This is a genomic window from Lysinibacillus cavernae, from assembly GCF_009724685.1.
Taxonomy (GTDB): Bacteria; Bacillota; Bacilli; order Bacillales_A; family Planococcaceae; genus Lysinibacillus; species Lysinibacillus cavernae.
Map to the genome: position 1 here is coordinate 26,914 of NZ_WMEF01000015.1, position 25,557 is coordinate 52,470.

Consider the following 25,557-nt stretch of genomic DNA (forward strand, 5'->3'; position numbering starts at 1 on the left):
TAGCGATATAGTGGATATTATTGTCAATAGATTGAACGTGGAATTCTTATTTTTGTTAAATTTTAGCGTTAATTTATGAGAATGGTTGTATATTATATAGGTTAATAGGTTTAGGTAGGATATACTCAAGGTGATTATAGGAGAATAGAGGGAATCATATGAGACTAACTGTGGAACGGAAACTGCAAATTGCTTTTGGAATTGTACTAGTCTTCTTGCTGCTCATAACTGGCATTGCTATGTACTACTTGACTAATAATAACCAGACACTAGCAGAAATAGAAGGTAATACGGAATTAATTCATTTATATCAAGATGTCTCGTTCCAAACTGTACGAGCAAATGCAGCGATCCGTGGCTATATATTATATGGTAAGGAAGACATGCTCAACAATCATCATGACATTCGCAATACCTTACATACGTCGATAAATCGTCTTCAGGAAATAAGCGATAACAATTCGGACTTTGAGCAGTTTTTACAACAGCTCGATGACTGGGAAAAGGCAATAGATGGGCAGATTGTCCCGTTGTATCAACGTGGAGAACATCAACAAGCACAACAAGTAGCTTTACCGATTTTAGGAGAAGGCTCTCAAAAATTGGTTGTCTTTGGAAAGACAATGGCAACTGCTCAACAACAAGATATGCAGGCACATATTGAGAGTACCAAGCAAAAAGGAGAAAGAAGTGGTATCGAAATTATGATACTAGCAGCTATATCTTTCTTTATTAGTATCATCATTGCGACAGTATTCGGCCGCCGTATTGCTAAAAGCATTCAGCTAACAGCTATCGAAATGGGTAAATTCTCAGAGGGGAATTTGCACGCCCATTTACAATTTAAAACAAAGGATGAGTTTGCACACTTAGCTGAATCCTTCAATATCATGTCTGAAAAGCTTCGACAAATGATGAAACAGGTAGGGAACTCCTCCGAGCAGGTAGCAGCCACATCGGAACAGCTAACTGCTAGTAGCATGGAGGTTACACAGGCGACAGAAGTGGTCACAGCATCCATTCATGACATTGCCCAAGGAATCGATCAGCAAGATACGTTAACAAGCGATGTACGGAATTTATCTGCTCATATTTTGAAGAAAATGAATGATATTTCCACAAGCATACAAAATGTCAATCATGCGACAGTCGAAACGAAAAATATGGCTAGTATAGGTCGTTCCTCTGTACATGATGTAACCGAACAAATGAATGAAATCTCCGCCAATACAAGCGAATTAAATACACGTGTACAGGATCTTGATGACAATACTGCTGCCATTGTAGCAGCTGTGAATGTCATTAAAAGTATTGCGACACAAACCAATCTATTAGCGATCAATGCCTCTATCGAAGCGGCACGAAGCGGTGAACATGGGAAAGGTTTTGCCGTTGTCGCAGAGGAAGTCCGCAAGCTAGCAGACGAGTCTAATTTGGCGGCAGTTGATATTGAAAAAGTGGTGGCACAAATTACTGATAGCACAAGAATTATCGAAGAAGATATGGTCAACAGTAATGATTCTGTCCATGTCGGTCGTGAAAAGGTCGATGTGGCAAGAGATAATTTTATACAGATTGATGATGCTATTAATGATGTACAAGGACAGACCGAGTTAGTGACCTCAGCCATTCGCACAATCCATCAGGATATTGAACAGTTAGTCAAAGAGATTGACTATATTAGTGAAGTGTCGATGAAATCCAGCCATCATGTACAAAGTGTTGCAGCCTCTTCAGAAGAGCAAACTGCGTCAATGGAGGAAGTTGCTGCTGCCTCTACACATCTAGCAAAAATGGCTATAGACCTACAAGAGTCCATCCAATCATTTAAATACTAAATCAAGCTTACCCCTGAATGTCATCAATTTTATGGCATTTATAGGGGTTTTTTATTTATCTGTAAAACCTGAATAGTAAGAAAATCATAAAAGTAGTGTGAAAAAATATATTTCGTCCGATAAAAGCTTTGGGAGAAATGTAAAGCAGATAAAGAAAGGGAAAGGTTGTGGAAAAATATCTGGCTTACTCAAAAATATAGCATGAAAAACATTTAGGATATTTTTTCACTTCAAGAAACAAAAGGAGACTGATCTATGAAAAAAATATTTAGCAGTTTTAAGGGCAAACTCTATACGCTGTTTGCACTAGTATTACTAATTCCTGTCATATCTGTTGGGAGTCTATCTTATTTATCTGCAAGAGACTCTATTAAAGAAGAAATCTTATTTAGTGCCAATGAAAGTGTGGAAATTCTAAATAAGCTCATTGATAAAACCATTAGTGAAAAAATAAATGACATTAGTGTGATTAGTAGCGAAATAGACGCGCTACAGTATCAGCAATCACATGCATCTATGCTTTCAAAATTTCAGCAATATGCAAAGCATAATCCAGACGTTTCAAGTATTTATATTGGCATGAATGACGGTGCATTTACGCAAGAGCCGTATTTGAACGATTCAGACTATAATCCATTAGACCGAGATTGGTATAAAGAAGCAACGGCCCTTAAGGGAGAAACGTTAATCACAAATCCTTACAAGGATGCGGGAACTGGAGATATGGTTGTGACAGTTGCTAAGCAGGTCAAGGATCATTCTGGGGTTGTGGCAATTGATATTAAACTAACAGACCTTCAAAAAATTGCAGATTCAATTCAAATCGGAAAAAATGGCTATTCCTCTATTTTTGGTGAAGACAATTTGGTCATCTCACACCCTACGCTAGAAGCGGGAGGAGAGCTGAAAGAAAGCTTCCTTGATCAAATGTACGAAAGCCCATCTGGCACCTATGAATATAGCTTTGATGGCGATGACCGTATATTGTTCTATACGACAAATGAATTGACTAATTGGAAAATCACAGGAACAATTTTTGCTAAAGAAATTGACGAGTCAGCTTCCTCAATTTTATATCATACAATTCTTGTGCTAGTAGCCGCTATTATTATAAGTTCCATCGTCTTTTATTTTGTAATGAAGGCTGTTATTAAACCAATTAAAGCCTTAAAGGATAGTGCCGTTACAATTAGTAAAGGTGATCTGACAGAAACGGTAGCGATTACGTCGAACGATGAAATTGGACAATTAGGACAAGCGTTTAATGATATGCAAGAAAGCTTACGAACAGTTATTCAAAAAATCGAACAAAATGCAGAGGAAGTTGCTTCTTCGGCAGAAGAACTAACAGCCAATGCTAATCAGACAAGTATTGCAACAGAAAAAGTAGCCATTTCAATTCAAGATGTTGCATCAAGTGCAGATTCACAAACGATCAGTGCCAATAAAAATGCAGAGTCACTGCATGAGCTTTCAACAGCTATTTTTCATATTGCGGAAATTTCCTCTGCTGTTACGGACCTTTCACAGCACGCTACATCGCAAGCGGATGAAGGTGGGCAAGCCGTTCAAAATACGAAGAATCAAATGCAGTCTATTCATTTATCTGTAGCGGATTCTAATGCGAAAATTCAGACATTACATGAACGCTCTCAGCAAATTACATCCATTTTAGATGTTATTACGAACATTGCGGATCAAACAAACTTACTGGCATTAAATGCAGCCATCGAGGCCGCAAGAGCAGGTGAGCATGGGAAAGGATTTGCTGTCGTGGCAGATGAAGTCCGCAAGTTGGCAGAGCAATCACAGGCATCGGCAAAACAAATTTTTGAGCTTATTCAAGGCATTCAGCAAGAAACAGAGCAATCAGTTCGTATTATGGCGAAGGTGACAGAGGATGTGCAAAGTGGTTTGCATATTTCTGATGAAGCCATTACAAAATTCAGCGTAATTATGGCAAGTATGAATGAAATTACACCTAAAATGGAGGAAGTATCTTCTGCTTCTGAGCAAATGTCAGCAGGTGTCCAAGAGGTAGCAGCGGTTACAGAGGATTTGGCATTCTCAGCTAAAGGCAATGCGACTGCGTCTGAGGATGTAGCTGCATCAACAGAGGAACAATTAGCTTCAATGGAAGAAATCAACGCCTCTGCACAAGCACTCGCACATATGGCAGATGAATTAAAGCAACTGATTAGTCAGTTTAAATATTAAAGCACAACGCCACTCCTTTAGCTTAAAAGGAGTGGCGTTATGTTGTTAGCGATCTTCTTCCCAACAATCAGTGTTTTTTAATGTTGGAATTGATTTTGCATAAAAGACTGGGTTCTTGCCTGCTTTGCGTTGTTTCGTAAAGTCATCCAACACGAGGAAGGCAATTTTGCCGAGAATCATAATAATGGAAATATTGATGAGAGCCATGAGCCCCATAAATAAGTCAGCTAAGTTCCACACAAGTTGTACTTGAGCCATAGAGCCAAACATTACCATGGCTAATACTAAAATACGATAGCTAAACATCCAACCTTTATGTGCATTCAAAAATTCAATATTGGATTCACCATAATAATAGTTACCGATAATGGAACTGAAGGCAAAGAAGATGATGGAAATAGCAATAAAGTAAGGAGCCCATTCACCAACATGGACAGCTAAAGAATTTTGCGTCAAAATTATGCCGTTGCTTTCACCTTTATCATATAAGCCAGCTAAAATAATGATAAAAGCTGTCGCCGTACAAATCATAATCGTATCAAAAAAGACACCTAAACTTTGCACAAGCCCCTGCTTGGCAGGATGTGAGGTATTGGCAGTAGCTGCTGCATTTGGCACACTACCCATCCCAGCTTCATTGGAAAATAACCCACGACGTACACCTTGCATGATAGCAACTCCGATTGCGCCACCAGCAGCTTCTTGTAGGCCAAATGCGTGTGTGAAAATTAGTTTAAAGACATTCGGAATTTCCGATAAATTTGTCACCACAACAAAAAGAGCTACAAGTAAATAGAAGATGGCCATGACAGGTACAAGAATTTGTGTAACCTTCACAATTCGATGTACGCCACCAAAAATAATTAACGCTGTTAATACAACAAGCATTATGCCAATGGCTTTTGGACTAATATCAAAAGCTTCCCCAACGGAAGTAGCGATTGTATTGGACTGTACAGCATTGAAGATAAATCCGAAGCTTAATGTTAATAGAATACTAAAGATAATGCCTAGCTTTCTTTGCCCTAATGCCTTTTCTATATAGTAGGCAGGCCCACCTCGGAATGTCTCGCCATCCTTTACTTTATACACCTGTGCTAATGTACTTTCAATGAAGGCTGTTGCCATCCCTAAAATAGCAATAATCCACATCCAAAAGACTGCACCTGGTCCACCTACACCAATGGCTAAAGCAACACCAGTAATATTACCTGTGCCGACACGAGAAGCAGCACTAATCGTAAAGGCTTGGAACGGTGATACACCCGACTCGCCCTCTCTTTTTTCTACAATTAAACGAAACATTTCAGGAAAAAGACGAATTTGTACAAACTTCGTACCAAATGAAAAATATAGCCCTGCTGCTAAAAGTAAGATAATCAGGATATATGTCCATAAAATATTATTTCCGCTATCAACAATAGTTGAAATCCATTCCATAAGTTGTCCCTCCTTTCACAGTACGCTTTAGTCTACACTGTTTTTTTATGAAAAATCAACTTTTCTAAAATAATGAATTGCGATAAAATTTTGATATTTATAAATTTAAAGTTAGATATTTTACTCTTAAATAATATTTTTTAGAAAAATCAATAATTTTTTCTTCGAGACAGGATTTCTTTGGAATTGAATTTGGAAAATTCTCTTATTTCAGGCGTATAATAATAGATTAAAAGGAGTGTGATTTTGATGAAAACGATTGGTTTAATTGGTGGTATGAGCTGGGAATCCTCCGCGGAATATTATAGGCTCATAAACGAGCAAGTAAAACATCAGCTAGGAGGTCTACATTCTGCCAAATGTATTTTGTATAGTGTAGATTTCCAGCAAATCGAGCATTTTCAAGCTAGGGGAGAGTGGGACGAAGCTGGTCATGTCCTTGCACAAGCGGCGCAATCACTTGAGCGTGCAGGTGCAGATTTACTCATTATTTGTACGAATACGATGCACAAGGTCATTGATGTCATCGAGGCGGCCATCACAATCCCGATTTTACATATTGCGGATGCAACGGCTAGACAAATTAAAGAGGCAGGATTACAGAAAATAGCACTCCTTGGCACTATGTATACAATGGAGCAGGAATTTTATAAGGCTAGGGTGGAGGGATTTGGTATTGACGTTATTGTGCCAGACAAGATTGCACGAATGGAGGTAAACCGTATTATTTATGAAGAATTGTGTTTGGGCAACATTGTATCTGCCTCTAAATCGTACTATATGCAAATCATCGACGAGCTTGTGAAAGCAGGAGCACAAGGAGTGATTCTAGGCTGTACGGAGATTGGTCTACTTATTCAGCAGGAGGATGTCCACGTTCCAGTATTTGATACAGCCGCCATCCATGCACAGGCTGCAGTATCGATAGCTATTCAGGAGGAGACGTAATATGCAAGGAAAAATAAGACAATGGGGCATTGAAATTGGCTCGTTACCAGTAGGAACGAAAAACTGTATTACCGATGTAGCAGGCGTACAAGTTGGGCATGTCACATTAGATGAGCCAGTAAATCAGGATGGAGCTTATGCATGTACAGGCGTCACAGCGATTTTACCGCATGGAGGCAATTTATTTCAGCAAAAGGTGACAGCGGCAAGCTATGTACTGAATGGTTTTGGAAAAACAACGGGGCTTGTGCAAGTGAATGAGCTTGGTGTGATTGAATCACCTATTATGTTAACCAATACTTTTGGCGTGCCAGCCGTTATGCAAGGAACACTGCGCTATATGTTGGACATGAATGAAGACATTGGACTAACAACTGGAACAATTAATCTCGTTGTAGGCGAATGTAATGATAGTTATTTAAATTCGATCAGGGCTTGTCCAGTGACACCTGAGCAGGCTATTGAAGCTATTCGTCAAGCTTCTAATCAGACGGCACAGGAAGGGGCAATTGGTGCAGGAAAAGGGATGATGTGTTTTGGCTATAAAGGGGGGATTGGTTCATCTTCCCGCATTGTTAAAATAGAACAAAGTGAGGTTAGCTATACAGTAGGCTGTATGGTACTTAGCAATTTTGGACAAAGCTCTGAGTTTATTGCCGAGCGTTACGTAACCTCAAATACGCAAAGTCAATCGACCTTATCTCCGACAGATGGTTCGATTATTATTGTTCTTGCGACAGATGCTCCACTTAGCAGCCGTCAACTAAAACGAGTGCTTAAACGTTGCGGTATAGGTCTAGGACGGACAGGCAGCCATTATTCACATGGAAGTGGCGATATTGTTATTGGTTTTACGACTGCACACAGTATTCCACATGTCACAGATCAACTTGTCGAAACACGGACACAGATACGTGAGGATCATCCAGTTATGAATCAGTTGTTTACCGCTGCTGCTGAAGCGACAGAGGAAGCTATTATCAATTCACTTTCACAGGCACAGACTACGATTGGTCGCAATGGGCATACAGTTGAAGCCTACTCATTTAAAAAAGCATAGCGAGAAAAGTTATTGAGACATAAACAACGTTTCAATAACTTTTTTTGTGCAATAAAAACAGCATTCGGCATTTTTTTAGCATGAGTGAGCAGTGCTACGAATAAAATCCTTAAATAGAGGATAAAGGAAGTATTTCGACCAACTTTTGACGTAATGTGTGTCATTGTAAGAGAATAACCAGTATCTTGTAATTATTCTTTTTTTATCTAGTCAATGTTATAGAGATATGATACTATTCATTTTAAAAAACTGAATTATCTAAAAATTTGAGGTGGTGTTCCACTATAGTAAACATCTTTCAACCAATAGCGGCAACTATTGATGTGAACCCTCCTATGGTTCCGTCTGTTTGTGAAAGCTTTGAGCCTCTTATCCAGATAACAGACAATCATCCGAGAATATTCATCGAGCCTATTTACTATCAGCAACAGGTACCTAATAGTTTACGAGCTATCTATGTACGTGAAGGCGTATCTGAGTGCTTGCATGATGCATTAACGTTATTACCTCAAGAATATAGTCTATTACTTTATGATGGCTATCGTCCCTTTCAAGTACAGCAGTATTTGTTTACCTATTTTTCTAACCAAGTAGCAAAATTATTGCCACATTCGACACCGCAAGAAATCATGCAAGTAACTAAAAAGTATGTTGCCTTTCCAAGTGAAGAATCAGCACATTTGGTACCACATTTAACAGGGGGAGCAATCGATGTCACGCTAGCTGATGTCCATGGTAAAGCATTGGATCTTGGTACAGCATTTGATGAAATGAATGAAAAATCAGCTACACGGTATTTTGAAACGTACGCTGAAGAAAATCCTCAGGCTTGTCAATATAGGCGTTTGCTGTATAACTGTATGACATTTGCTGGATTTACGAATTACGCGGAGGAATGGTGGCATTACGATTATCAAAATGCGGCTTGGGCAAGACGTGTTCAAGCTCAGGTAGCACATTATGGAGCAGTACGCGCAACAATACAAAATCATAACGTAAAGGAGTTTAAATTTTTATGAAAATTTATATTAGTGCAGATATTGAAGGCATTACTGGCACAACCACATGGAGTGAGACTGAATTAAACGCACCAGATTATCAATTTTTTCAAAGACAAATGACACGAGAAGTGGAAGCGGCTATTGAAGGGGCCATAGCAGGGGGGGCAACAGAAATTTTATTAAAGGATGCGCATGATTCTGCTCGCAATCTCGACATTACTAATTTACCAATCAATTGTAAAGTAATCCGTGGCTGGACATACGATCCAATGTGTATGGTAGCAGGTCTTGATCAAAGCTTTGATCGTGCCATTTTTATTGGCTACCACAGTAAAGGTGGAAGTGAGCGCAATCCGCTGGCTCATACACTTTGCACATATGCTGATGTCAAAATGAATGGTGAATATGCAAGTGAATTTTTAATCAATACGTATGCAGCGGCATTACATGGTGTTCCTGTGTCGTTTGTTAGTGGTGATGTGGGTTTAACAGAAGAAATTCAGTCCTTAAATGAACACATTCAAACGTTTGCCACAAAAGAAGGGATAGGGAATGCGACGATCAGTGTCAGTCCACAGCTAACCATTATGGAAACAAAGCGACTGGTAGAGTCTTCTATGCAAGTGCCACGTGCCGATTTACAGGTCACTTTGCCAGAACGCTTTGTGGTGGAGGTTATTTATCGTGACCATACACGAGCCTATCGCAACTCTTTCTATCCAAATGCCACATTCAAGCCACATAATACCGTGGAATTTATTACAGATGATTTTTATGAGGTATTACGTCTTTTGCAGTTTTTGACATGATGAAGAAACCCATTGGGTGAGGGGTCTGCTTAACAATGGTTGAAAAGCGCTCAGTAATAAAACCACTCAAAAGGGCATCAAAGGTGGTCCATTCAACGGAGGGCTTTGCTCAAAGGTATATTCAACGAGCAGTAGGACACGCTGTCGCCATGGATTGATTTCATATAAAAAGGATATTATCGAACCTAATAAAGGCATCGTAGCAAAACAAATTGCATAGTGCCGTTGTCCATTTCATCGATAGACGATCAATTTAGACGGACCTAGCTTATGTTTGAACGATTCTATTGATCAGCCTCACAATAGGATTTTCATTATAAAAAGATGACTAGGGGGATGCTTGTGAAAAAGTATTGGTTGCTGTTAGTATGTCTGGTCGTATTGTTTTGTGTAGCCTGTAATGATAAGTCTTCGAATGAAAAATCATCGGAATATCGGGTCGTGTATTCGGGGGAAATTAAAACGTTAAATTATTTAAAGACGTCTGAAACAAATGAATTTGCGGTGGCCGCGAATATGGTGGATGGGCTCATTGAATATGATAAATATGGAGTTGTCCAGCCAGGATTAGCCAAAGAGTGGTCTGCTAATGATGATGCAACCGTGTGGACATTCAAGTTGCGTGATGATGCGAAATGGGTCACACATGAGGGCGAGAAATATGCAGATGTTGTTGCACAGGATTTTGTGGACGGCTTACACTACGTTCTTGATGCAAAAAATGAATCATCGACAGCATGGATTGCGACGGTAGTAAAAAATGGGGAAGCATTTTATAACGGTGAGATGACCGATTTCAAGAAAGTTGGCATAAAGGCGCTAGATGAACATACAGTAGAATATACTTTAGAAGCACCGACACCTTATTTTCTTTCTATGTTGAATTACGTTTGTTTCTTCCCAGTGAATGGACAGTTCATTGCAGAAAAGGGAGAGAATTTTGGCACAACGCGTGAAAATTTCCTTTATAATGGCTCCTATATTTTAGATAAATTCGAGCCGCAAAATGAGCGTGTTCTTGTAAAAAATGAGTCGTATTGGGATAAAGACAAAGTGCTGATTGACCGTATCCGCTATAAATACAATAAAGAAGCGGCAACAGTTGCGCCAGAGCTATTTTTACGTGGAGAAATTGATTCAGCTAGTATTCCAACATCGATTATTGATGAATGGTTTAAAGATGATAAGAAAAAATCTCAGGTTCGTCAAACACAAAATAACTTCTATACCTACTTCTATGCACTCAACTTCAACCCACAATTTGACGCACAATATGAGCCAGATAACTGGAAGGTCGCTGTCAACAATAAAGATTTCCGGAAATCATTATTCCATGCGCTTGATCGTGTTTCTGCGATGTTAACAGTTGAGCCTTATAACCCTGCAGATTTGTTGAGTAATACCATTACGCCGAAAAACTTTGTCGATGTTGAAGGAGTGGATTATACACAATTAGCGCCACTTGCTGCCATTTCCAATGAAGATTCCTTCAATAAAGACTTAGCACTGGAATTTAAAGAAAAAGCTAAAACAGCTTTAGCTGGTAAAGCAACATTCCCGGTGAAAGTATTAATGCCCTATAACTCGGGTAGCCCAGATTGGGCCAATCGTTCTCAAGTAGTAGAGCAGCAAATAGAAAAATTACTAGGAACAGATTATGTCGACATGATCGTTGAAGCTGGTCCATCCACAGGCTTCTTATCTGAGGTGCGCCGCCCTGGTAAATTTGCTCTTTTAGAAGCGAACTGGGGTCCTGATTTTGCAGATCCATCTACGTATACAGATCCATTCACAGTGGATGGAACTTACAATAAACCAGAATTAGCAGAGGGTTATACAGAGGCAAATGGTAATACGACATATCAAAATCTTGTGGATCAAGCCAAAGAAACGATTGACACGGCGAAACGCTATGAGCTATTTGCGAAGGCAGAGGCCTTTTTAATTGATGAAGCCTTTGTTATTCCATATTCAGTAGGTGGTAGTGGCTATGTGGCTTCCAAATTAAATCCGTTTGAGGCACAGTATTCTCCATTTGGTGTAACAGCTGAGAAATTTAAAGGACAGCAAGTGCTTGAAAAGCCAATGAGTAATGAAGACTTCAAAAAAGCGCTCGCACAATGGGAGCAAGAACGAGCTGAAGCTTTAGCAAATGCTGAAAAGTAGTATTGAATCGTAGTTACTAAAGGAGATACCGAAAAAAATAGTCGGCATCTCCTTTAGTCTTTTTGACAAAGGAGGATGGCGCGATGTTGCAGTATATAGGAAAACGACTCTTACAATCCGTATTAACCCTTTTTATAATCATAACCATTGTCTTTTCATTATTACGGTTAATGCCGGAGGAAGGGTATCTAGGAGCGGCAGCGGATAAAATGTCACCAGCTCAGCAAGAAATTTACCTAACAAATCTAGGATTGCGTGATCCATTGCTTGTTCAGTTGGGTCATTTTTACAACAATTTACTGCAAGGGGATTTAGGAAAATCAGTGACCTATCGCACAGATGTCCCTGTTGTTACGATTATAGGAGATAAAATTTCGTATTCTCTGCTTTTCGGATTAGGAGCAGTTGCTTTATCTCTTATCATAGGTGTCCCTTTAGGCATTATGATGGCCTACCGCAAGGGGCGTTGGCTGGATCGACTTGGGACAGGCTATATCGTTTTTGTTGTTGCAGTCCCTGCAGCCGTCTATTACTTAGTTATCCAAATGTATATTACGGATCTCTTTCAATTACCGATGCTTTTTGATGAATACAGGCCAATCACATGGATTCTTCCTCTTACGTCAATGGCTTTGGCACCGACAGCTTCCTATGCGATGTGGATGCGACGATACATGGTTGACGAACTGAACAAGGACTATATTAAGCTGGCAAGGGCCAAGGGTGTGAAAGAACGGACATTGATGTTCAAGCATGTATTACGAAATGCCTTTATTCCCATGGCACAATATTTACCTGCCACTATTTTGTTTACGATTACAGGCTCTATCTATATTGAATCGTTGTATTCCATTCCAGGGATGGGCGGCTTACTCGTTGATGCCATTCAGAGACAGGATAATACGATTGTACAAGGTTTAGTGCTAGTGTTCTCTTCTCTTGGCATTATCGGACTTATTTTAGGGGATATTGCGATGGCTCTTGTGGATCCACGCATTAAATTAGGCAAGGGAGGTGGAGTACGTTAGTGGGCATGTATACAGACGAAATCAATAATATTTCGAATAAGTCTCGTGAAACATTGTTTGAATTTGCTGAAGTCGATGCACGTCAGGCAGAAGAAATAGGTTACTCTAATTACTCTTATTGGCGATCTACATGGCAATCCTTTTTGAAAAATCGACTAGCCGTTTTTTTATTAGTTGGCGTGCTTATTATCGTAGGTTTTACCATTCTCCAGCCCTATTTACCAGTGCAAAAATCACCCACTGAAATTTACCTAGATGAGCAAACAGGGATGCAGGCACGTAATATTGCGCCAAATGCAGAATTTTGGTTTGGCACGAACTCGATTGGTCAGGATTTATGGTCTCGTATTTGGGCTGGCACAAGAACGTCTCTATTTATTGGCTGTGTTGTCGCATTAGTGGAGGCAGTAGTTGGTATTACGATAGGTACGCTGTGGGGCTTTTCACGGAAATTAGAAGCGCCTATTACACAGCTTTATAACGTTGTTGATAATATCCCGACAACCATTGTTTTGATTTTAATGTCTTATATTTTACGTCCAAGTATTTCAACAATTATTATCGCCATGTGTATAACGGGTTGGGTGGAAATGGCTCGATTTATTCGCAATCAAATTGTTATTTTACGTGACCGTGAATACAACCTCGCCTCTAAATGTTTAGGCACACCTGATTATCGGATAATCCTAAAAAATCTATTACCCTATTTAATTTCTGTAATTATGTTACGGATGAGCCTAGCCATTCCTTTCGCGATTGGCGCTGAAGTTTTTTTAACGTATATCGGCTTAGGGCTTCCAATCAGTGAGCCGTCTTTAGGGAATTTAATCAATGAAGGGCGCGTCCTCATGATGTCACCAGACTTACGCTATCAGCTCATCTTTCCAAGTATTGTGTTAAGTGTCATTACGATTGCATTTTATATTATTGGTAATTCCTTTGCAGATGCAGCAGACCCGAAAAACCATGTGTAAGGAGATGAAACAAGTGACGCCAAAAAAATCCCGCATATTAGTTATACAAAATTTAGTTATTCAATTTACGTTACGTGGTCGCGTATTAACAGCTATCCGAGATATTTCACTCGATCTATACAAAGGCGAAAGTTTAGCCATAGTCGGTGAATCAGGCTCAGGTAAATCGGTGCTGATGAAATCCATTATGGGCTTGCTTGATAAAAACGGCAGCATTAAGCAGGGGAGAATTATTTATAATGCACAGGATTTGGGCCAGTTTACGACAGAGCAAGAATGGCTAGGTATTCGAGGTAAAGAAATAGCAATGGTGACGCAGGACCCGATGACATCATTGAACCCGCTCAAAACAATTGGTAAGCAAATAGAGGAATGTGTTGTCATGCATCAAGGCTTAAAAGGCAAGGAAGCCTATGAGGAAACACTGAAATTACTAACAGATGTAGGAATTACTGATGTGAAAAAGCGCTATAAGCAATACCCTCATGAATTTTCAGGGGGGATGCGCCAACGCATTGTGATTGCCATTGCGATTGCCTGCAAGCCAGCTATTTTAATTTGTGATGAACCAACGACAGCTTTAGATGTAACGATACAAGCTCAGATTTTACAGCTATTAAAGAATCTCCAGCAAAAGTACGGCTTATCGATTGTCTATATTACGCATGATTTAGGTGTTGTTGCAAAGGTGGCTGATCGTATTGCGGTGATGTATGCAGGTGATGTGATCGAAGTCGGAGAGACACACGAAATTTTCTTTAATAGTAAACATCCATATACGTGGGCACTAATTTCCTCCTTACCCCAGCTTGGCTCTAAGGGGGAACAATTGTATTCCATTAAGGGCACCCCACCTAATCTTTTTCAAGAAATAAATGGTGATGCCTTTGCACCTCGCAATCAATATGCATTAAAAATTGATTTTATAGAGCGTCCTCCTTTTTTTCAAATTAGTGACACGCATTATGCGCGAACATGGTTATTAGACCCGCTCGCACCAAAAGTAGATCCTCCCGCAGCTTTACAAGCGTTTTTTGCAGAGGGGAGGAGTTATGCCAATGACTGACAAAGAAGTGCTTGTAGAGGTAAAAAATTTAACAGTTGTTTTTGGCAAAGGAAAAAATAAATTTACAGCGATTGATGATGTCAGTTTTCATATTTTCAAAGGTGAAACATTTGGTATAGTAGGCGAATCAGGCTCAGGGAAAACAACGATAGGTCGGGCAATTATGCGCATCAACGAGGTCACAGAAGGGCAAATTCTGTACCATGGCAAAAGTATACAGGGTAAAATCCCAAAAGATTGGGACAAAGAAATTACGCAGAAAATCCAAATGATCTTCCAGGATCCGATGGCATCCCTTAATGAACGAGCGAAGGTTGACTATATTATTTCAGAAGGTTTATATCCCTCAAAAAAATATAAGGATGAGGCTGATCGTCAGCGAAAGGTTCGCAATGCCTTATTAAATGTAGGGCTACTACCAGAGTTCTCAAGCCGCTTTCCACACGAATTTTCAGGAGGACAACGCCAGCGTATCGGCATTGCCCGTGCCTTAGTGATGGAGCCAGAGTTCATCATTGCAGATGAGCCAATATCTGCCTTAGACGTATCCATTCGTGCACAAGTATTGAATTTACTAGCAAGCTTGCAACAGCAAAATCATTTAACGTATTTATTTATAGCACATGATTTATCGATTGTCCGTTTTATTACTGACCGGACAGCGGTGATTTATAAAGGAAAAATTGTTGAGCTGGCGGAAACGGAAAAGCTTTTTGCCCATCCTCTTCATCCTTATACAAGGGCACTGTTATCAGCAGTTCCTGAGCCAAATCCATATAAGGAACGAGGAAAAGTGGTAGAAGTATACGATCCGTCACAACACAGCTACGATCAAAATCCTCCTTCATTCGTTGAAATTGAGGAGGGCCATTTTGTTTTAGCGAATGAAGAAGAACTAGTCAATTATCGCACTTCACTGAAAATGGAGGTAAATAAATGATTCATCCAAAGGCATTGAAAAAAGGTGACACCATTGGTCTGCTTAGTGCTTCTGGGGCAACACCATCAGGTAAATTGCAGCCAGCTATTGCTAGTATTGAAAAGCTAGGGCTAAAAGTTGTCGTTGGAGAAACATGTCACGCAAGGCACGGTTATTTAGCAGGATCTGATGAGTTGCGAGCAGCTGATGTCAATCGAATGTTTAGAGATCCAACCATTGATGGTGTTTTTTGTATACGTGGAGGATATGGCGCCACAAAGATTTTACCGCAATTAGACTTTGATATGATCAGGGCGAATCCTAAAGTATTTGCTGGCTATAGTGATGTGACAGCTTTACATATAGCCTTGAATCAGCTTTGTGGCTTTGTTACCTACCATACACCAATGCCGTCTACTGAATTTATTAGACAAGAGATGGATGATTATACATGGCAATCCTTTATCCAGCAGATTATGGCGAATGAAGAAAAAGCACTTTACCTGGAAAATCCTTCTGAACAATCAATGTCAACACTTGTAGCTGGCAATGCCACAGGTCAGCTCATCGGTGGCAACTTAACATTAGTCACGGCATCACTTGGCACACCATATGAAATTGATACACGAGGTAAAATACTTTTTTTAGAAGATATCGATGAATCGGAACAACGAGTGGATCGCATGCTGACGCAATTAAAACTAGCAGGGAAACTAGATGACGTGGCGGGCATTTTATTGGGTGCTTGGACAGATTGTGGACCAGAAAATCCCCAAAAGCCAGAGCATAGCTTATCACTACAAACTATTTTCGAAGAAATTCTAGTTCCTCTAGGTAGGCCTATTATTGCTGATTTAGCATGTGGACATTGTTTACCAACAATGTCTTTGCCTTTAGGAAGCACAATCATGATGGATGCAGACAAACAACGAATCCATGTTGCTGGGTAGGTGTGCTATGGAGCAGATGATTCAAGAGATGATCAAAGAGACGCCTTATAACGCGCATCTATTTGTTAAAAATCTAAAAACCAACCAGTTGCTCATTGACTATCAGTTGGAGAGTTCCTTTTCTAGTGCGAGTGTAATAAAAGTTCCTATTCTTCTAGCGTTATTAACGTATATGGAGAACAACAATATTTCTCTTGATTCTACGCGTTCGATTTCTCCAGACGATTGGGTAGATTTTAGTGTGATTAGTGAACTGCGGCTTACACAAAGTACTTTATATGAGCTTCTTGTATGGATGATAATTACGAGTGATAATACGGCAACTAATGTATGTATCGATGTAGTGGGGATGGAATTTTTGAATGACTATTTTCGTCAAATTGGTCTACAGGACACGGTGCTACAGCGAAAAATGATGGATGTTGAGCGCCTTGCAAAGGGCATAGACAATCGCACATCAGCACGGGACATGGCTCATCTCTTTACACGTATTTATCAACAAGATGTATTGTCACCCTCTTACAGTAAACTGGTCATTGATATTTTAAGTCGACAGCGCGTACATGACTCCTTAATGCGCTATCTAGTGGATGATGTCAAACTCGCACATAAAACAGGTGGACTTGATACCGTAGATCATGATGTAGGGATCGTTTACAGTAGCGCAATCGATTATAGTATCGGTGTATTTTTAACGAACGTGACGGATAATGATCAGGCTCGTCAACTAATTGGTCGTCTATCAAAAGTTGTTTATGACCAATTGGTGGAGCGGAAGGGGAGATAGCAATGAAGGCTACTGTGACAGCAATGATTGCCAATTTGCATAGTAAGCCAGATCAATCTTCTGAATTAGTAGATGAAGTACTTTATGGGATGACCGTAGACATCACCAAGGATTTGGGCGAGGGATGGGTGTACATCCAAACAGCCTATCGCTATGAAGGGTATTGTCAGAAAGCTGACTTGCTACTAGATGAAGCACTTGCATCTACTTGGCAACATGAATCACGGCATGTCATTATTCAAAGCTTTGCGGATGTTTTACAGCAACCCCGTATTCAAAGCACTAAATTGATTACACTTGTGAAAGGCTCATCAGTTTGTGCCATTGCAGTTGATAACTTACAGGAAGAATGGTCAGCCGTACAATTAGTATCAGGACAAACGGGGTATGTTCGAAAAAAATGGCTACATGCAAAAATAACAGACCATCCATCATCTGAGCAGCTATTTCGCGAAAACGTTGTGCAAACTGCGTTAAGTTATTTAGCGACACCTTATCGATGGGGTGGTAAATCGCCGTTAGGTATTGATTGCTCGGGTTTGTGCTCGATGGCATATATGTTAAATGGCGTTACTATTTATCGGGATGCCAAGATTGTTGAAGGCTTTCCAATTGTGAAAATAGACAGAGACCTTATGCAGAAGGGTGATTTAATTTATTTTCCAGGTCACATTGCTTTATACATGGGGGATCATCTTTATGTTCACTCATCGCTTGGTGGTAATGAAGTGACAGTTAATAGCTTAGATGAATATCATCCACTCTATCGACACGATTTAGCGACTACCTTACAAGAAGTAGGTACTTTATTTCAGGAGAAGCCAAATAGTTAGGCTTCTCTTTTTTTAGGAACATACTAGAGAGCGATAATCGATAGGAAGTGTGCTATAATAGTAAAAAATTTTGAGGGTAGGAGGGGAGTAGTTGTCACTAGACTTACAAGAATTGTTGCGTTCCGTTTTAAGAGAAGAGTTGGCGCCAGTCAATCACCGTTTAGAGTCTATGGAAACTCGCTTAGATACGATTGAAAGTGAAGTTCGAGATATAAAGAAAGATGTTCATATACTGAAGGGTGAAGTCCGAGAGCTGAAGGAAGATGTTCATGTACTAAAAGGTGAAGTTCGGGAGCTGAAGGAAGATGTTCTTGTAATGAAAGAAGACATTCAAGAGCTTAAGGAAGATGTTCATGTATTGAAAGATGAAGTCCAAGAGCTAAAGACAGATGTCCATGTATTGAAAGATGAAATTCAAGAGCTAAAGACAGATGTTCATATATTGAAAGATGGAGTCCAAGGACTGAAAGATGGACAAGCTGAGCTTCAAAAAAACATCGTCGAGAACTTGGGTAAATTTACGGAAAAAATAGCCCATCAAGTAGAGGACAGCTCAGGTGCACTAAATACACGTGTCTTTCAGATCGAAACTACTATCCATCGATTAACAAATTCAGTGAATGTTTGATGTTATGCTTTAATAGGTTAAATCCTATAAAGCTTTTTTTATGGCCATCAAAAGTTTTGTGCTTACGAAGAGACTGAGATTAACAATAGATAATGCCACTAGCTGCCATAAGCCGATTAAAAAAGTACTCATGTATAATTCAAATGTTGCCTCACCTGGGGGCATGTGGGGGTAGGGCTCTAATTGACGATAATGCCAAGCAAAATAACAGGCTAATGAAGTACCCTGCCCTACGTAGATGAAGATCGAATGGATATAAAATGGTATTTTTAGTCGACAACACCATAGCAATAGGTTCAGCAATAGTATGATCGTAGGGAAAATGAAAAGTTGAAAAGAACTCTCATCTATTTTTGTTGCAAATAAAAGGTTGTAGCAAAACTGTATGAATGGCAAAAGTACAAGATTCACGGTGATAAGACTGAGTAGTTGTTTACGCGTCACGATGTTCCTATCCTTTCCGCATTTTTCATGTAGACGTTTGAAATACGAATGGGTTTCATACAATAAACCCTCCATACTCGTTGTTGATGAGCATGAAGGGTTTAGGTTAATAATGATAAATATTTAGCTGTTGACCTGCTTCAAGGCGATCTGATCGAAGCTGATTCCATTGTTTAATAGATGTCACTTTCACATTGTATACCTCTGCAATTTTCATTAATGAGTCCCCGTCAGTCACAGTAATCGTTTTCTTGTCCTTTACAGGGCTATCATATTGTTGTAGGTCATAATTTGCGATAAGTGTATTCAATTTTTCGCTGTATTTTGAATCGGTAGCATAAGAGCCTGTTAAAAACTTCGTTGCATCTGTATAGGCATTTGTGTTGCTTCTGTAAACGCCCGCATAAAAATCTTTGTTCCAAGAAACCCCGTTACGCATTAACTTTACATAATCTTGCATTGATTCCTCATAGGAAGGGTATTTACGGAAGGCAGCCATAATCGTTGATAGATTGCCTGAACCGTCATCTTCTGTCGTTTCGAGTGTCACGGAGTTATTTTGATAGCTGCCTTTCATGCCAAACAGATTATAATTGGGGGCAGAGCCGAGACCACTTTGCCCGTGCTCGCTCTCTAGTATAGCTTGGGCAATCATTACGGATGCATATAAGTCGTTATCAGCACCAAGGTCTCGTGCAATCTCAGCAATCTCGCCAATGAACTCTTCCACACTTGGTCGATCATCAATGACCACAGGCTCTTCTCTTTCAGTCGTATTAAATAGCTGCGTCACCATATAAAACGAAATACAAATAACAACAATGGTGATGATGAGTCCTTTTAAAAAATTAACTACGTATTTCATAGTACGCTTGATGTTGGTCGTGACCACATCTCCCTCCCTTCTATCAAAGTATAGCTATCTCTCATTATTACAGAGAGTGAAAGAGATGTATAGTTGAATAGATTCCATCATTATTAGAACGTCACCAGCAACAATTAGTTCCATGTCATGCCACTTAGATGTCCATCTTAAAATTCTTGGACATAAAATGTTTAAATCTCTCAAAATACTGTTCGGAAGCCTCCCAGCGTCTAATATTTAAAAAGGCTATCTCTTGGCGACCATAATGGTTAGGAGGTTGATAGTGCCGAGAAACATAGGATTGATTTTCTAATGTATAAAAATAATACGCTTCGTCAGGCGTCTGAATTTCAATACGAGCGTTTATAAAATCCCCATCCTCATCTGTATAGGCTTGACGGAAGCTATAATATTTGGAACCGTCCCAGAAACCATCATTGTCCTCATCAAGCCCTTGAATTTCTGGATGCTGTAAAATATGTTCCACATACTGAACTTCGATGTTGTGCAAATAAAGGGTTGCAACATTTACACAGGTTAATAGCTTGATCCAGTGATCGTGAATATCGATTAATTGCTCTTGCGATAAATCCGTAATGTCCCACCATTCAGCTTCTTTTTCTAGTGTTTTTCTCAAGAGGGAGACGGATTGATCGTCATTGAGCCAAATAAAATAATGATACTGTGCAGTCTTCATATAAACGCTGTCATTACGCTTGTCTCCGTCAGCATTGATATGGGCTCGCTGAACCATGAAATGCACATCTTCTTCCTCAATATCGAAAGAAGAATTGTCTTCGGTCATAAGAATACACCGAGTCAGTTTCAAAATATTTTCTGCATCCATACGATTGTGCGTAAAATATACATGAGTTGCCTTCGATTTCAGGGGAGCGTCATGTAAATGAGCAAGTGCGGAACGTCCTTCTTTCAGAATACTTACTAGCGTCGCAAATGAAAATCCAATATCATCCTCATCTTCATCCTCATCCATATCTAAAAAAACTTCATCGATTAACACATCCTGAATAAAGATGGGAAGTCCCTGAAAAACACCATCTCCGTGCCAAACGTTTACGATACATTGTATTGACTTTTGTCCATTAACAGTGAAGTGATACTCGTCATCCTGAACTAAAACAGTAGCTTGAAGATTGCCTTTCACAATGGTTTCCCCATGATTATAGGAGCCACACAAAATATCCTCGACTGACAAATCTCCGTGTACATAGATTTCCTGTCCACCTACGGCTATATTTTTGGCTGTCAAATTGCCCATTACCAAAAGCCCTATCGCACCATCTGTTTCTGTATTATAAAGGTTGTCTATTGTTAAATTGCCATTGATAAAAATAATAATCGTGTTGTCTTGCTGTGGAAAAGGCATGCCCCAATCCAAATCAAGAAAAGGGAGCGTTAAATCGCCCTCATAGTACGCAGCAAAATCGTTATTCCTAAAATCTTTGTAAAACTTTGCCCACCAAGAGTCTTCTGGAAACTTTTCAGCTAGTTGGCTAATAGGCATGAATTGAAAGTCGTTGCTCATAGTTCACTACCTCTCGATTTGCTATTTTTTTCATCTTCTCATAACTAGCAATTGGTAGTCAATTTCATAGATTGGTAGTTAAAAGCACAAATTGATAGAAAATGGTATGATGAACTTTAAAGAGATCTTGCTTTCGTTTTTTTGTTTGTGAAATATTTATAAGTGAAATAACGTCACTAATAACGAAATTTCATTAGCGAATGAAAAGGAGATGACAGATGATAACATTTGACAATGTTTCAAAAAAATATGGTAACGACCATGTGGCAGTCAAAGCCCTGAACGTAGAGATAAAGAAGGGTGAATTTTTTGTTATCGTTGGCCCGAGTGGATGTGGCAAAACTACTTTATTGAAGATGATAAACCGATTGATTCCATTAACAGAGGGTACTATCTGGATCAATGGCAAAAGAATTAGCGATTACAATATTCATGAATTACGCTGGAGTATCGGTTATGTATTACAACAAATTGCTCTTTTTCCACATATGACGATTGAAGAAAATATTGCTGTTGTACCAGAATTAAAAAAATGGAGTAAAATGAAAATCCAAAAACGTGTTGATGAGTTATTGAAGATGGTTGGGCTGGAGCCTGAAACATATCGTCAGCGTAAGCCAAAAGAGTTATCAGGAGGCGAACAGCAAAGAGTTGGCGTCATCCGTGCCTTAGCAGCTGACCCAGAGATTATCTTAATGGATGAACCTTTCAGTGCATTAGATCCAATTAGTCGTACAAAACTCCAGGATGATCTACTGGAAATGCAGCGTACGATACAGAAAACAATTGTATTTGTTTCGCATGATATGCAGGAGGCACTGAAATTAGGGGATCGCCTTTGTGTCATGAAAGATGGACAAATTGTCCAGGTCGGCACGCCTCAAGAGATTGTACAAAACCCTGTAAATGATTTTGTTCAACAGTTTATTGGTATTAAGGGTAATTTATTTGATATCCATGCTGTTATGCAACCAATTGAAGCAGCAATCGAGTTAGGCGATACAATTACTGTGAATGATTCGTTCACTACAATTCTAGAAACATTAGCCCAGCATGACTTTTTAGGTGTCGAGGACGATGGAAAACGCATCGGTATGGTGACAAGAGCATCTATGCTGCACTATTTTGCAGAGAACGCTAAAGAAAGAGGACATGCCCATGACTAATATTATGGAGATGTTTCAGGAACGGAAGGAACAACTACTGACAGCATTACTAGAACATATACAAATCTCCTTTATCGCACTATTTTTTGCGGTCATCATTGCCATTCCTCTAGGTATCTATTTAACAAATAAAAAGAAAATAGCAGAAAGTATCATTGGTGTCAGTGCGGTCTTACAAACGATTCCTTCATTAGCACTACTTGGTTTATTAATACCACTATTTGGTATTGGAAAAGTTCCTGCGATTATTGCCTTAGTCGTTTATGCGCTATTACCTATATTACGCAACACCTACACGGGCATTAATGAGGTAGATCCTTCATTGAAAGAGGCAGCGGTAGCCATGGGAATGAATATGCCTAAGCGTTTAGTAAAGGTAGAATTACCACTTGCTATGCCTGTCATGATGGCTGGGATACGAACAGCGATGGTGTTAATTGTTGGTACAGCAACATTAGCCGCTTTAATTGGTGCAGGAGGATTAGGAGATATCATTTTACTTGGAATTGACCGTAATAATACATCACTAATTCTGCTAGGAGCTATACCAGCAGCCATTTTAGCACTGATATTTGATATTTTGCTCAAAAAACTAGAATCCCTGTCATTTAAACAGACATTGACGACATTGTGTTTCATTAGTATAGCGGCATTAGTAATGATTTTTTTCCCGCTACTAAGTGGTAAACAACAAGATGAAATTGTTATTGCAGGAAAGCTTGGTGCTGAACCAGAAATTCTCATTAATATGTATAAATATTTGATTGAGCAAGAAACAGATTTAACTGTGCAATTAAAGCCAGGGCTTGGTAAAACCTCGTTTGTATTCAATGCGTTGAAATCGGGGAGTATTGATATTTACCCTGAGTTTACGGGCACAGCCATTTCGGAATTTTTAAAAGCAGAAGCCATCAATAATAGTCAATCGGATGTCTACCGTCAGGCGAAAGATGGAATGTTGGAGCAATTTGATATGGTCATGCTTAACCCCATGAAATATAACAATACGTATGCATTGGCTGTATCAAAGGAATTGGCAGAGTCCTATCAACTACAAACCATTTCAGACCTTAAACCAATAGAACAGACGATTAAAGCAGGTTTTACGTTAGAATTTAATGACCGGGAAGATGGGTATGTAGGTATTCAAAAACGTTATGGCATTGCATTTTCAACTATTGCTACGATGGAGCCAAAGCTTCGCTATCAAGCAATAGAATCGGGTGATATCAACTTACTAGATGCATATTCAACAGATAGTGAAATTCGTCAATACAAGTTACACGTTTTAGAGGATGATCAAGCGTTGTTTCCACCATACCAGGGAGCACCATTACTGAGGAAAGCAACGTTGTTAAAATATCCAGCCATTGAAAAAGCCTTAAACAAACTAGCTGATCAAATTACAGACGATGAAATGCGGGGAATGAATTATCAAGTGAATGTGGAAGGTAAGCTTGCAGCAGAGGTAGCAAAAGCTTATTTAGTAGATGCAGGATTACTTAAATAAATAAGATGTAACGACCCTCTAGCGATTAAATTCTAGAGGGTTTGATTTCTATTACTAGTTATTTAACGATAAACATTAAAAAATTATTGATAAGGATAAAAGGCACTGTATAATAAAAAGAAAGAAAGGGGATGCTTCAATGGAGCAAACGATTCAAAGCAAAGAATTTCAATTGTTGACAAAGGGGCTTCGTACCGTGTTCACCATCATCATGGTGTTGATGATTTTTGGCTTGACAACGCTTGCCATTTTTTTTGTTGGGACGATGGTGGTGTCAGAACAGGAAGTAAATCAGGTAATAGCCAAGGGAAGTGTGACGGCTTCCGTTCATTTTGAAGGATTGCAAATTATGCTGGCAGACCAGGTGGCAAAGGATATTCATTACACAAAAAAAGATGTTTTGACATTACTATTTACTGCTACAATATACATAACTATTTTATTATTAATTGTTGTTCAAGTAAGGAATATTTTAAGTAATTTATTAAAAGGTATCATATTTTCATTAGCTAATAGTAAAAAAATAGAGAGAATTGCATACTGTGTGATCGTGTTGAGCTTGACAGTGAGTGCATTCCGTACATATATTGCCTATCTTATCATGCAACAATTGAACCTTGAGTCACTATTTGTTGGGACGAAATGGATCGAGGGGATTAGCTATCATTTTACAGGCATTAATTGGACACTATTACTATGTGGTGTGGTGATTTGGACCATTGCACGTATTTTCCGATACGGTGCATTTCTACAGGATGAATATGATGCGACAGCTTAGGAAGTGAGAACATGACCATAATTATTCGCTTAGATCGCATGCTAGCAGATCGTAAAATGCAGCTGAGTGAACTGGCAGAGAAGGTTGATGTGTCGATTGTCAATCTCTCAAACTTAAAAACGGGTAAGGTAAGAGCCGTGCGTTTTTCTACTTTAAATGCGATTTGTAAAGCGTTGGGGTGCCAGCCAGGAGATATATTGGAGTATGTAGAGGAAGAAGATTAAATGTAGCAGCGACGAAGAAAGGATTTTTCTAAAATGACGGCTTTTAGTTTTTTATTCATTGCTATTGTAGCAGAGGTTTTTGCAAGCTCCATGCTAAAGCGCACGGAGGGTTTCACTCGTATTTGGCCATCCCTCGGTGTGGTAGTTGGCTATGGATCGGCTTTTTATTGTTTAGCTTTAACATTAAAGGTTATACCTATCGGCACCGCCTATGCGATATGGGCGGGTTTAGGCACAGCATTAACAGCTATTGTTGGTGTTGTATTGTATAAGGAAATTTTCAATCGCAAGAAGGTAATGGGAATTCTGTGCATTATTATGGGTGTCGTGGTCCTAAATCTTGCGGGTGGTCATTAGGAG

The 25,557-nt window shown here is 39.4% G+C and carries 23 protein-coding genes; 20 read left to right on the top strand and 3 right to left on the bottom strand.

The window, feature by feature from the left end:
- Positions 1-158 precede the first annotated feature (158 nt).
- A complete protein-coding gene (locus GJU32_RS20605; RefSeq protein WP_155593798.1) occupies positions 159-1,838 on the top strand; it encodes a methyl-accepting chemotaxis protein in 1,680 nt (559 codons plus the stop codon).
- Positions 1,839-2,093: 255 nt separating this feature from the next.
- Positions 2,094-4,055, top strand: a complete 1,962-nt coding sequence (locus GJU32_RS20610) for a methyl-accepting chemotaxis protein (protein WP_155593799.1) — start codon at positions 2,094-2,096, stop codon at positions 4,053-4,055.
- Between the two features lie 45 nt (positions 4,056-4,100).
- Here GJU32_RS20610 and GJU32_RS20615 read toward each other — a convergent pair whose 3' ends face one another.
- On the bottom strand, positions 4,101-5,495 hold the full coding sequence (locus GJU32_RS20615; RefSeq protein ID WP_155593800.1) for an alanine/glycine:cation symporter family protein: 1,395 nt from the start codon (positions 5,493-5,495) through the stop codon (positions 4,101-4,103).
- A 249-nt stretch (positions 5,496-5,744) separates the two neighbouring features.
- Between GJU32_RS20615 and GJU32_RS20620 the strand changes: the two genes are divergently transcribed.
- The 13 genes from GJU32_RS20620 (at position 5,745) to GJU32_RS20680 (ending at position 18,664) form a co-directional block, all read left to right on the top strand.
- Complete coding sequence (locus tag GJU32_RS20620) at positions 5,745-6,443, top strand: aspartate/glutamate racemase family protein (protein ID WP_155593801.1); 699 nt, start codon at positions 5,745-5,747, stop codon at positions 6,441-6,443.
- Between the two features lies 1 nt (position 6,444).
- A complete protein-coding gene (locus GJU32_RS20625; protein WP_155593802.1) occupies positions 6,445-7,503 on the top strand; it encodes a DmpA family aminopeptidase in 1,059 nt (352 codons plus the stop codon).
- A 335-nt stretch (positions 7,504-7,838) separates the two neighbouring features.
- Entirely contained in the window at positions 7,839-8,522 is a 684-nt protein-coding gene (locus tag GJU32_RS20630; protein WP_196426759.1) for a M15 family metallopeptidase, read from the top strand.
- Positions 8,519-9,313: a M55 family metallopeptidase gene (locus GJU32_RS20635; RefSeq protein ID WP_155593803.1), complete on the top strand. Its 795-nt coding sequence runs from the start codon at positions 8,519-8,521 to the stop codon at positions 9,311-9,313. Before GJU32_RS20630 ends, GJU32_RS20635 begins: the two co-directional genes overlap by 4 nt.
- 342 nt (positions 9,314-9,655) lie before the next feature.
- Positions 9,656-11,479: an ABC transporter substrate-binding protein gene (locus GJU32_RS20640; protein WP_155593804.1), complete on the top strand. Its 1,824-nt coding sequence runs from the start codon at positions 9,656-9,658 to the stop codon at positions 11,477-11,479.
- An 83-nt stretch (positions 11,480-11,562) separates the two neighbouring features.
- On the top strand, positions 11,563-12,507 hold the full coding sequence (locus tag GJU32_RS20645) for an ABC transporter permease (protein ID WP_155593805.1): 945 nt from the start codon (positions 11,563-11,565) through the stop codon (positions 12,505-12,507).
- Between the two features lie 5 nt (positions 12,508-12,512).
- A complete protein-coding gene (locus GJU32_RS20650) occupies positions 12,513-13,481 on the top strand; it encodes an ABC transporter permease (protein ID WP_230875112.1) in 969 nt (322 codons plus the stop codon).
- Positions 13,474-14,547, top strand: coding sequence for an ABC transporter ATP-binding protein (locus GJU32_RS20655; RefSeq protein ID WP_155593807.1), 1,074 nt, complete (start codon positions 13,474-13,476; stop codon positions 14,545-14,547). The genes GJU32_RS20650 and GJU32_RS20655 overlap by 8 nt, the downstream gene beginning before the upstream one ends.
- A complete protein-coding gene (locus tag GJU32_RS20660) occupies positions 14,540-15,487 on the top strand; it encodes an ATP-binding cassette domain-containing protein (protein ID WP_155593808.1) in 948 nt (315 codons plus the stop codon). Before GJU32_RS20655 ends, GJU32_RS20660 begins: the two co-directional genes overlap by 8 nt.
- A complete protein-coding gene (locus tag GJU32_RS20665) occupies positions 15,484-16,416 on the top strand; it encodes a S66 peptidase family protein (protein ID WP_155593809.1) in 933 nt (310 codons plus the stop codon). The genes GJU32_RS20660 and GJU32_RS20665 overlap by 4 nt, the downstream gene beginning before the upstream one ends.
- A 7-nt stretch (positions 16,417-16,423) precedes the next feature.
- Positions 16,424-17,203: a serine hydrolase gene (locus GJU32_RS20670; protein ID WP_155593810.1), complete on the top strand. Its 780-nt coding sequence runs from the start codon at positions 16,424-16,426 to the stop codon at positions 17,201-17,203.
- Positions 17,204-17,205: 2 nt separating this feature from the next.
- Positions 17,206-18,036: an SH3 domain-containing C40 family peptidase gene (locus GJU32_RS20675; RefSeq protein WP_155593811.1), complete on the top strand. Its 831-nt coding sequence runs from the start codon at positions 17,206-17,208 to the stop codon at positions 18,034-18,036.
- A 91-nt stretch (positions 18,037-18,127) separates the two neighbouring features.
- The gene (locus GJU32_RS20680) at positions 18,128-18,664 is read left to right on the top strand and encodes a hypothetical protein (protein WP_155593812.1); all 537 of its coding nucleotides are present in this window, start codon (positions 18,128-18,130) and stop codon (positions 18,662-18,664) included.
- 550 nt (positions 18,665-19,214) lie between these two features.
- On the opposite strand, the gene GJU32_RS20685 is transcribed toward GJU32_RS20680, so the two are convergent.
- Together GJU32_RS20685 and GJU32_RS20690 are read right to left on the bottom strand one after the other, a co-directional pair.
- On the bottom strand, positions 19,215-19,973 hold the full coding sequence (locus GJU32_RS20685) for a glucosaminidase domain-containing protein (RefSeq protein WP_155593851.1): 759 nt from the start codon (positions 19,971-19,973) through the stop codon (positions 19,215-19,217).
- A 154-nt stretch (positions 19,974-20,127) separates the two neighbouring features.
- On the bottom strand, positions 20,128-21,519 hold the full coding sequence (locus GJU32_RS20690) for a hypothetical protein (protein WP_155593813.1): 1,392 nt from the start codon (positions 21,517-21,519) through the stop codon (positions 20,128-20,130).
- A 218-nt stretch (positions 21,520-21,737) separates the two neighbouring features.
- On the opposite strand from GJU32_RS20690, the gene GJU32_RS20695 reads away from it, so the two are divergent.
- The 5 genes from GJU32_RS20695 to GJU32_RS20715 all read left to right on the top strand — a co-directional run bounded on the left by GJU32_RS20695 (position 21,738) and on the right by GJU32_RS20715 (position 25,554).
- Positions 21,738-22,685: an ABC transporter ATP-binding protein gene (locus GJU32_RS20695; protein ID WP_155593814.1), complete on the top strand. Its 948-nt coding sequence runs from the start codon at positions 21,738-21,740 to the stop codon at positions 22,683-22,685.
- Positions 22,678-24,195: an osmoprotectant update ABC transporter permease/substrate-binding subunit OpuFB gene (opuFB, locus tag GJU32_RS20700; RefSeq protein ID WP_155593815.1), complete on the top strand. Its 1,518-nt coding sequence runs from the start codon at positions 22,678-22,680 to the stop codon at positions 24,193-24,195. Before GJU32_RS20695 ends, opuFB begins: the two co-directional genes overlap by 8 nt.
- 139 nt (positions 24,196-24,334) lie before the next feature.
- Positions 24,335-24,973 carry a DUF2975 domain-containing protein gene (locus GJU32_RS20705; protein ID WP_155593816.1) on the top strand — a complete coding sequence of 213 codons (639 nt, stop codon included), beginning with the start codon at positions 24,335-24,337 and terminating at the stop codon, positions 24,971-24,973.
- An 11-nt stretch (positions 24,974-24,984) separates the two neighbouring features.
- Positions 24,985-25,197, top strand: a complete 213-nt coding sequence (locus GJU32_RS20710; protein WP_025114958.1) for a helix-turn-helix domain-containing protein — start codon at positions 24,985-24,987, stop codon at positions 25,195-25,197.
- Between the two features lie 33 nt (positions 25,198-25,230).
- Entirely contained in the window at positions 25,231-25,554 is a 324-nt protein-coding gene (locus tag GJU32_RS20715; RefSeq protein WP_155593817.1) for a DMT family transporter, read from the top strand.
- The last annotated feature ends 3 nt before the right edge of the window (positions 25,555-25,557 follow it).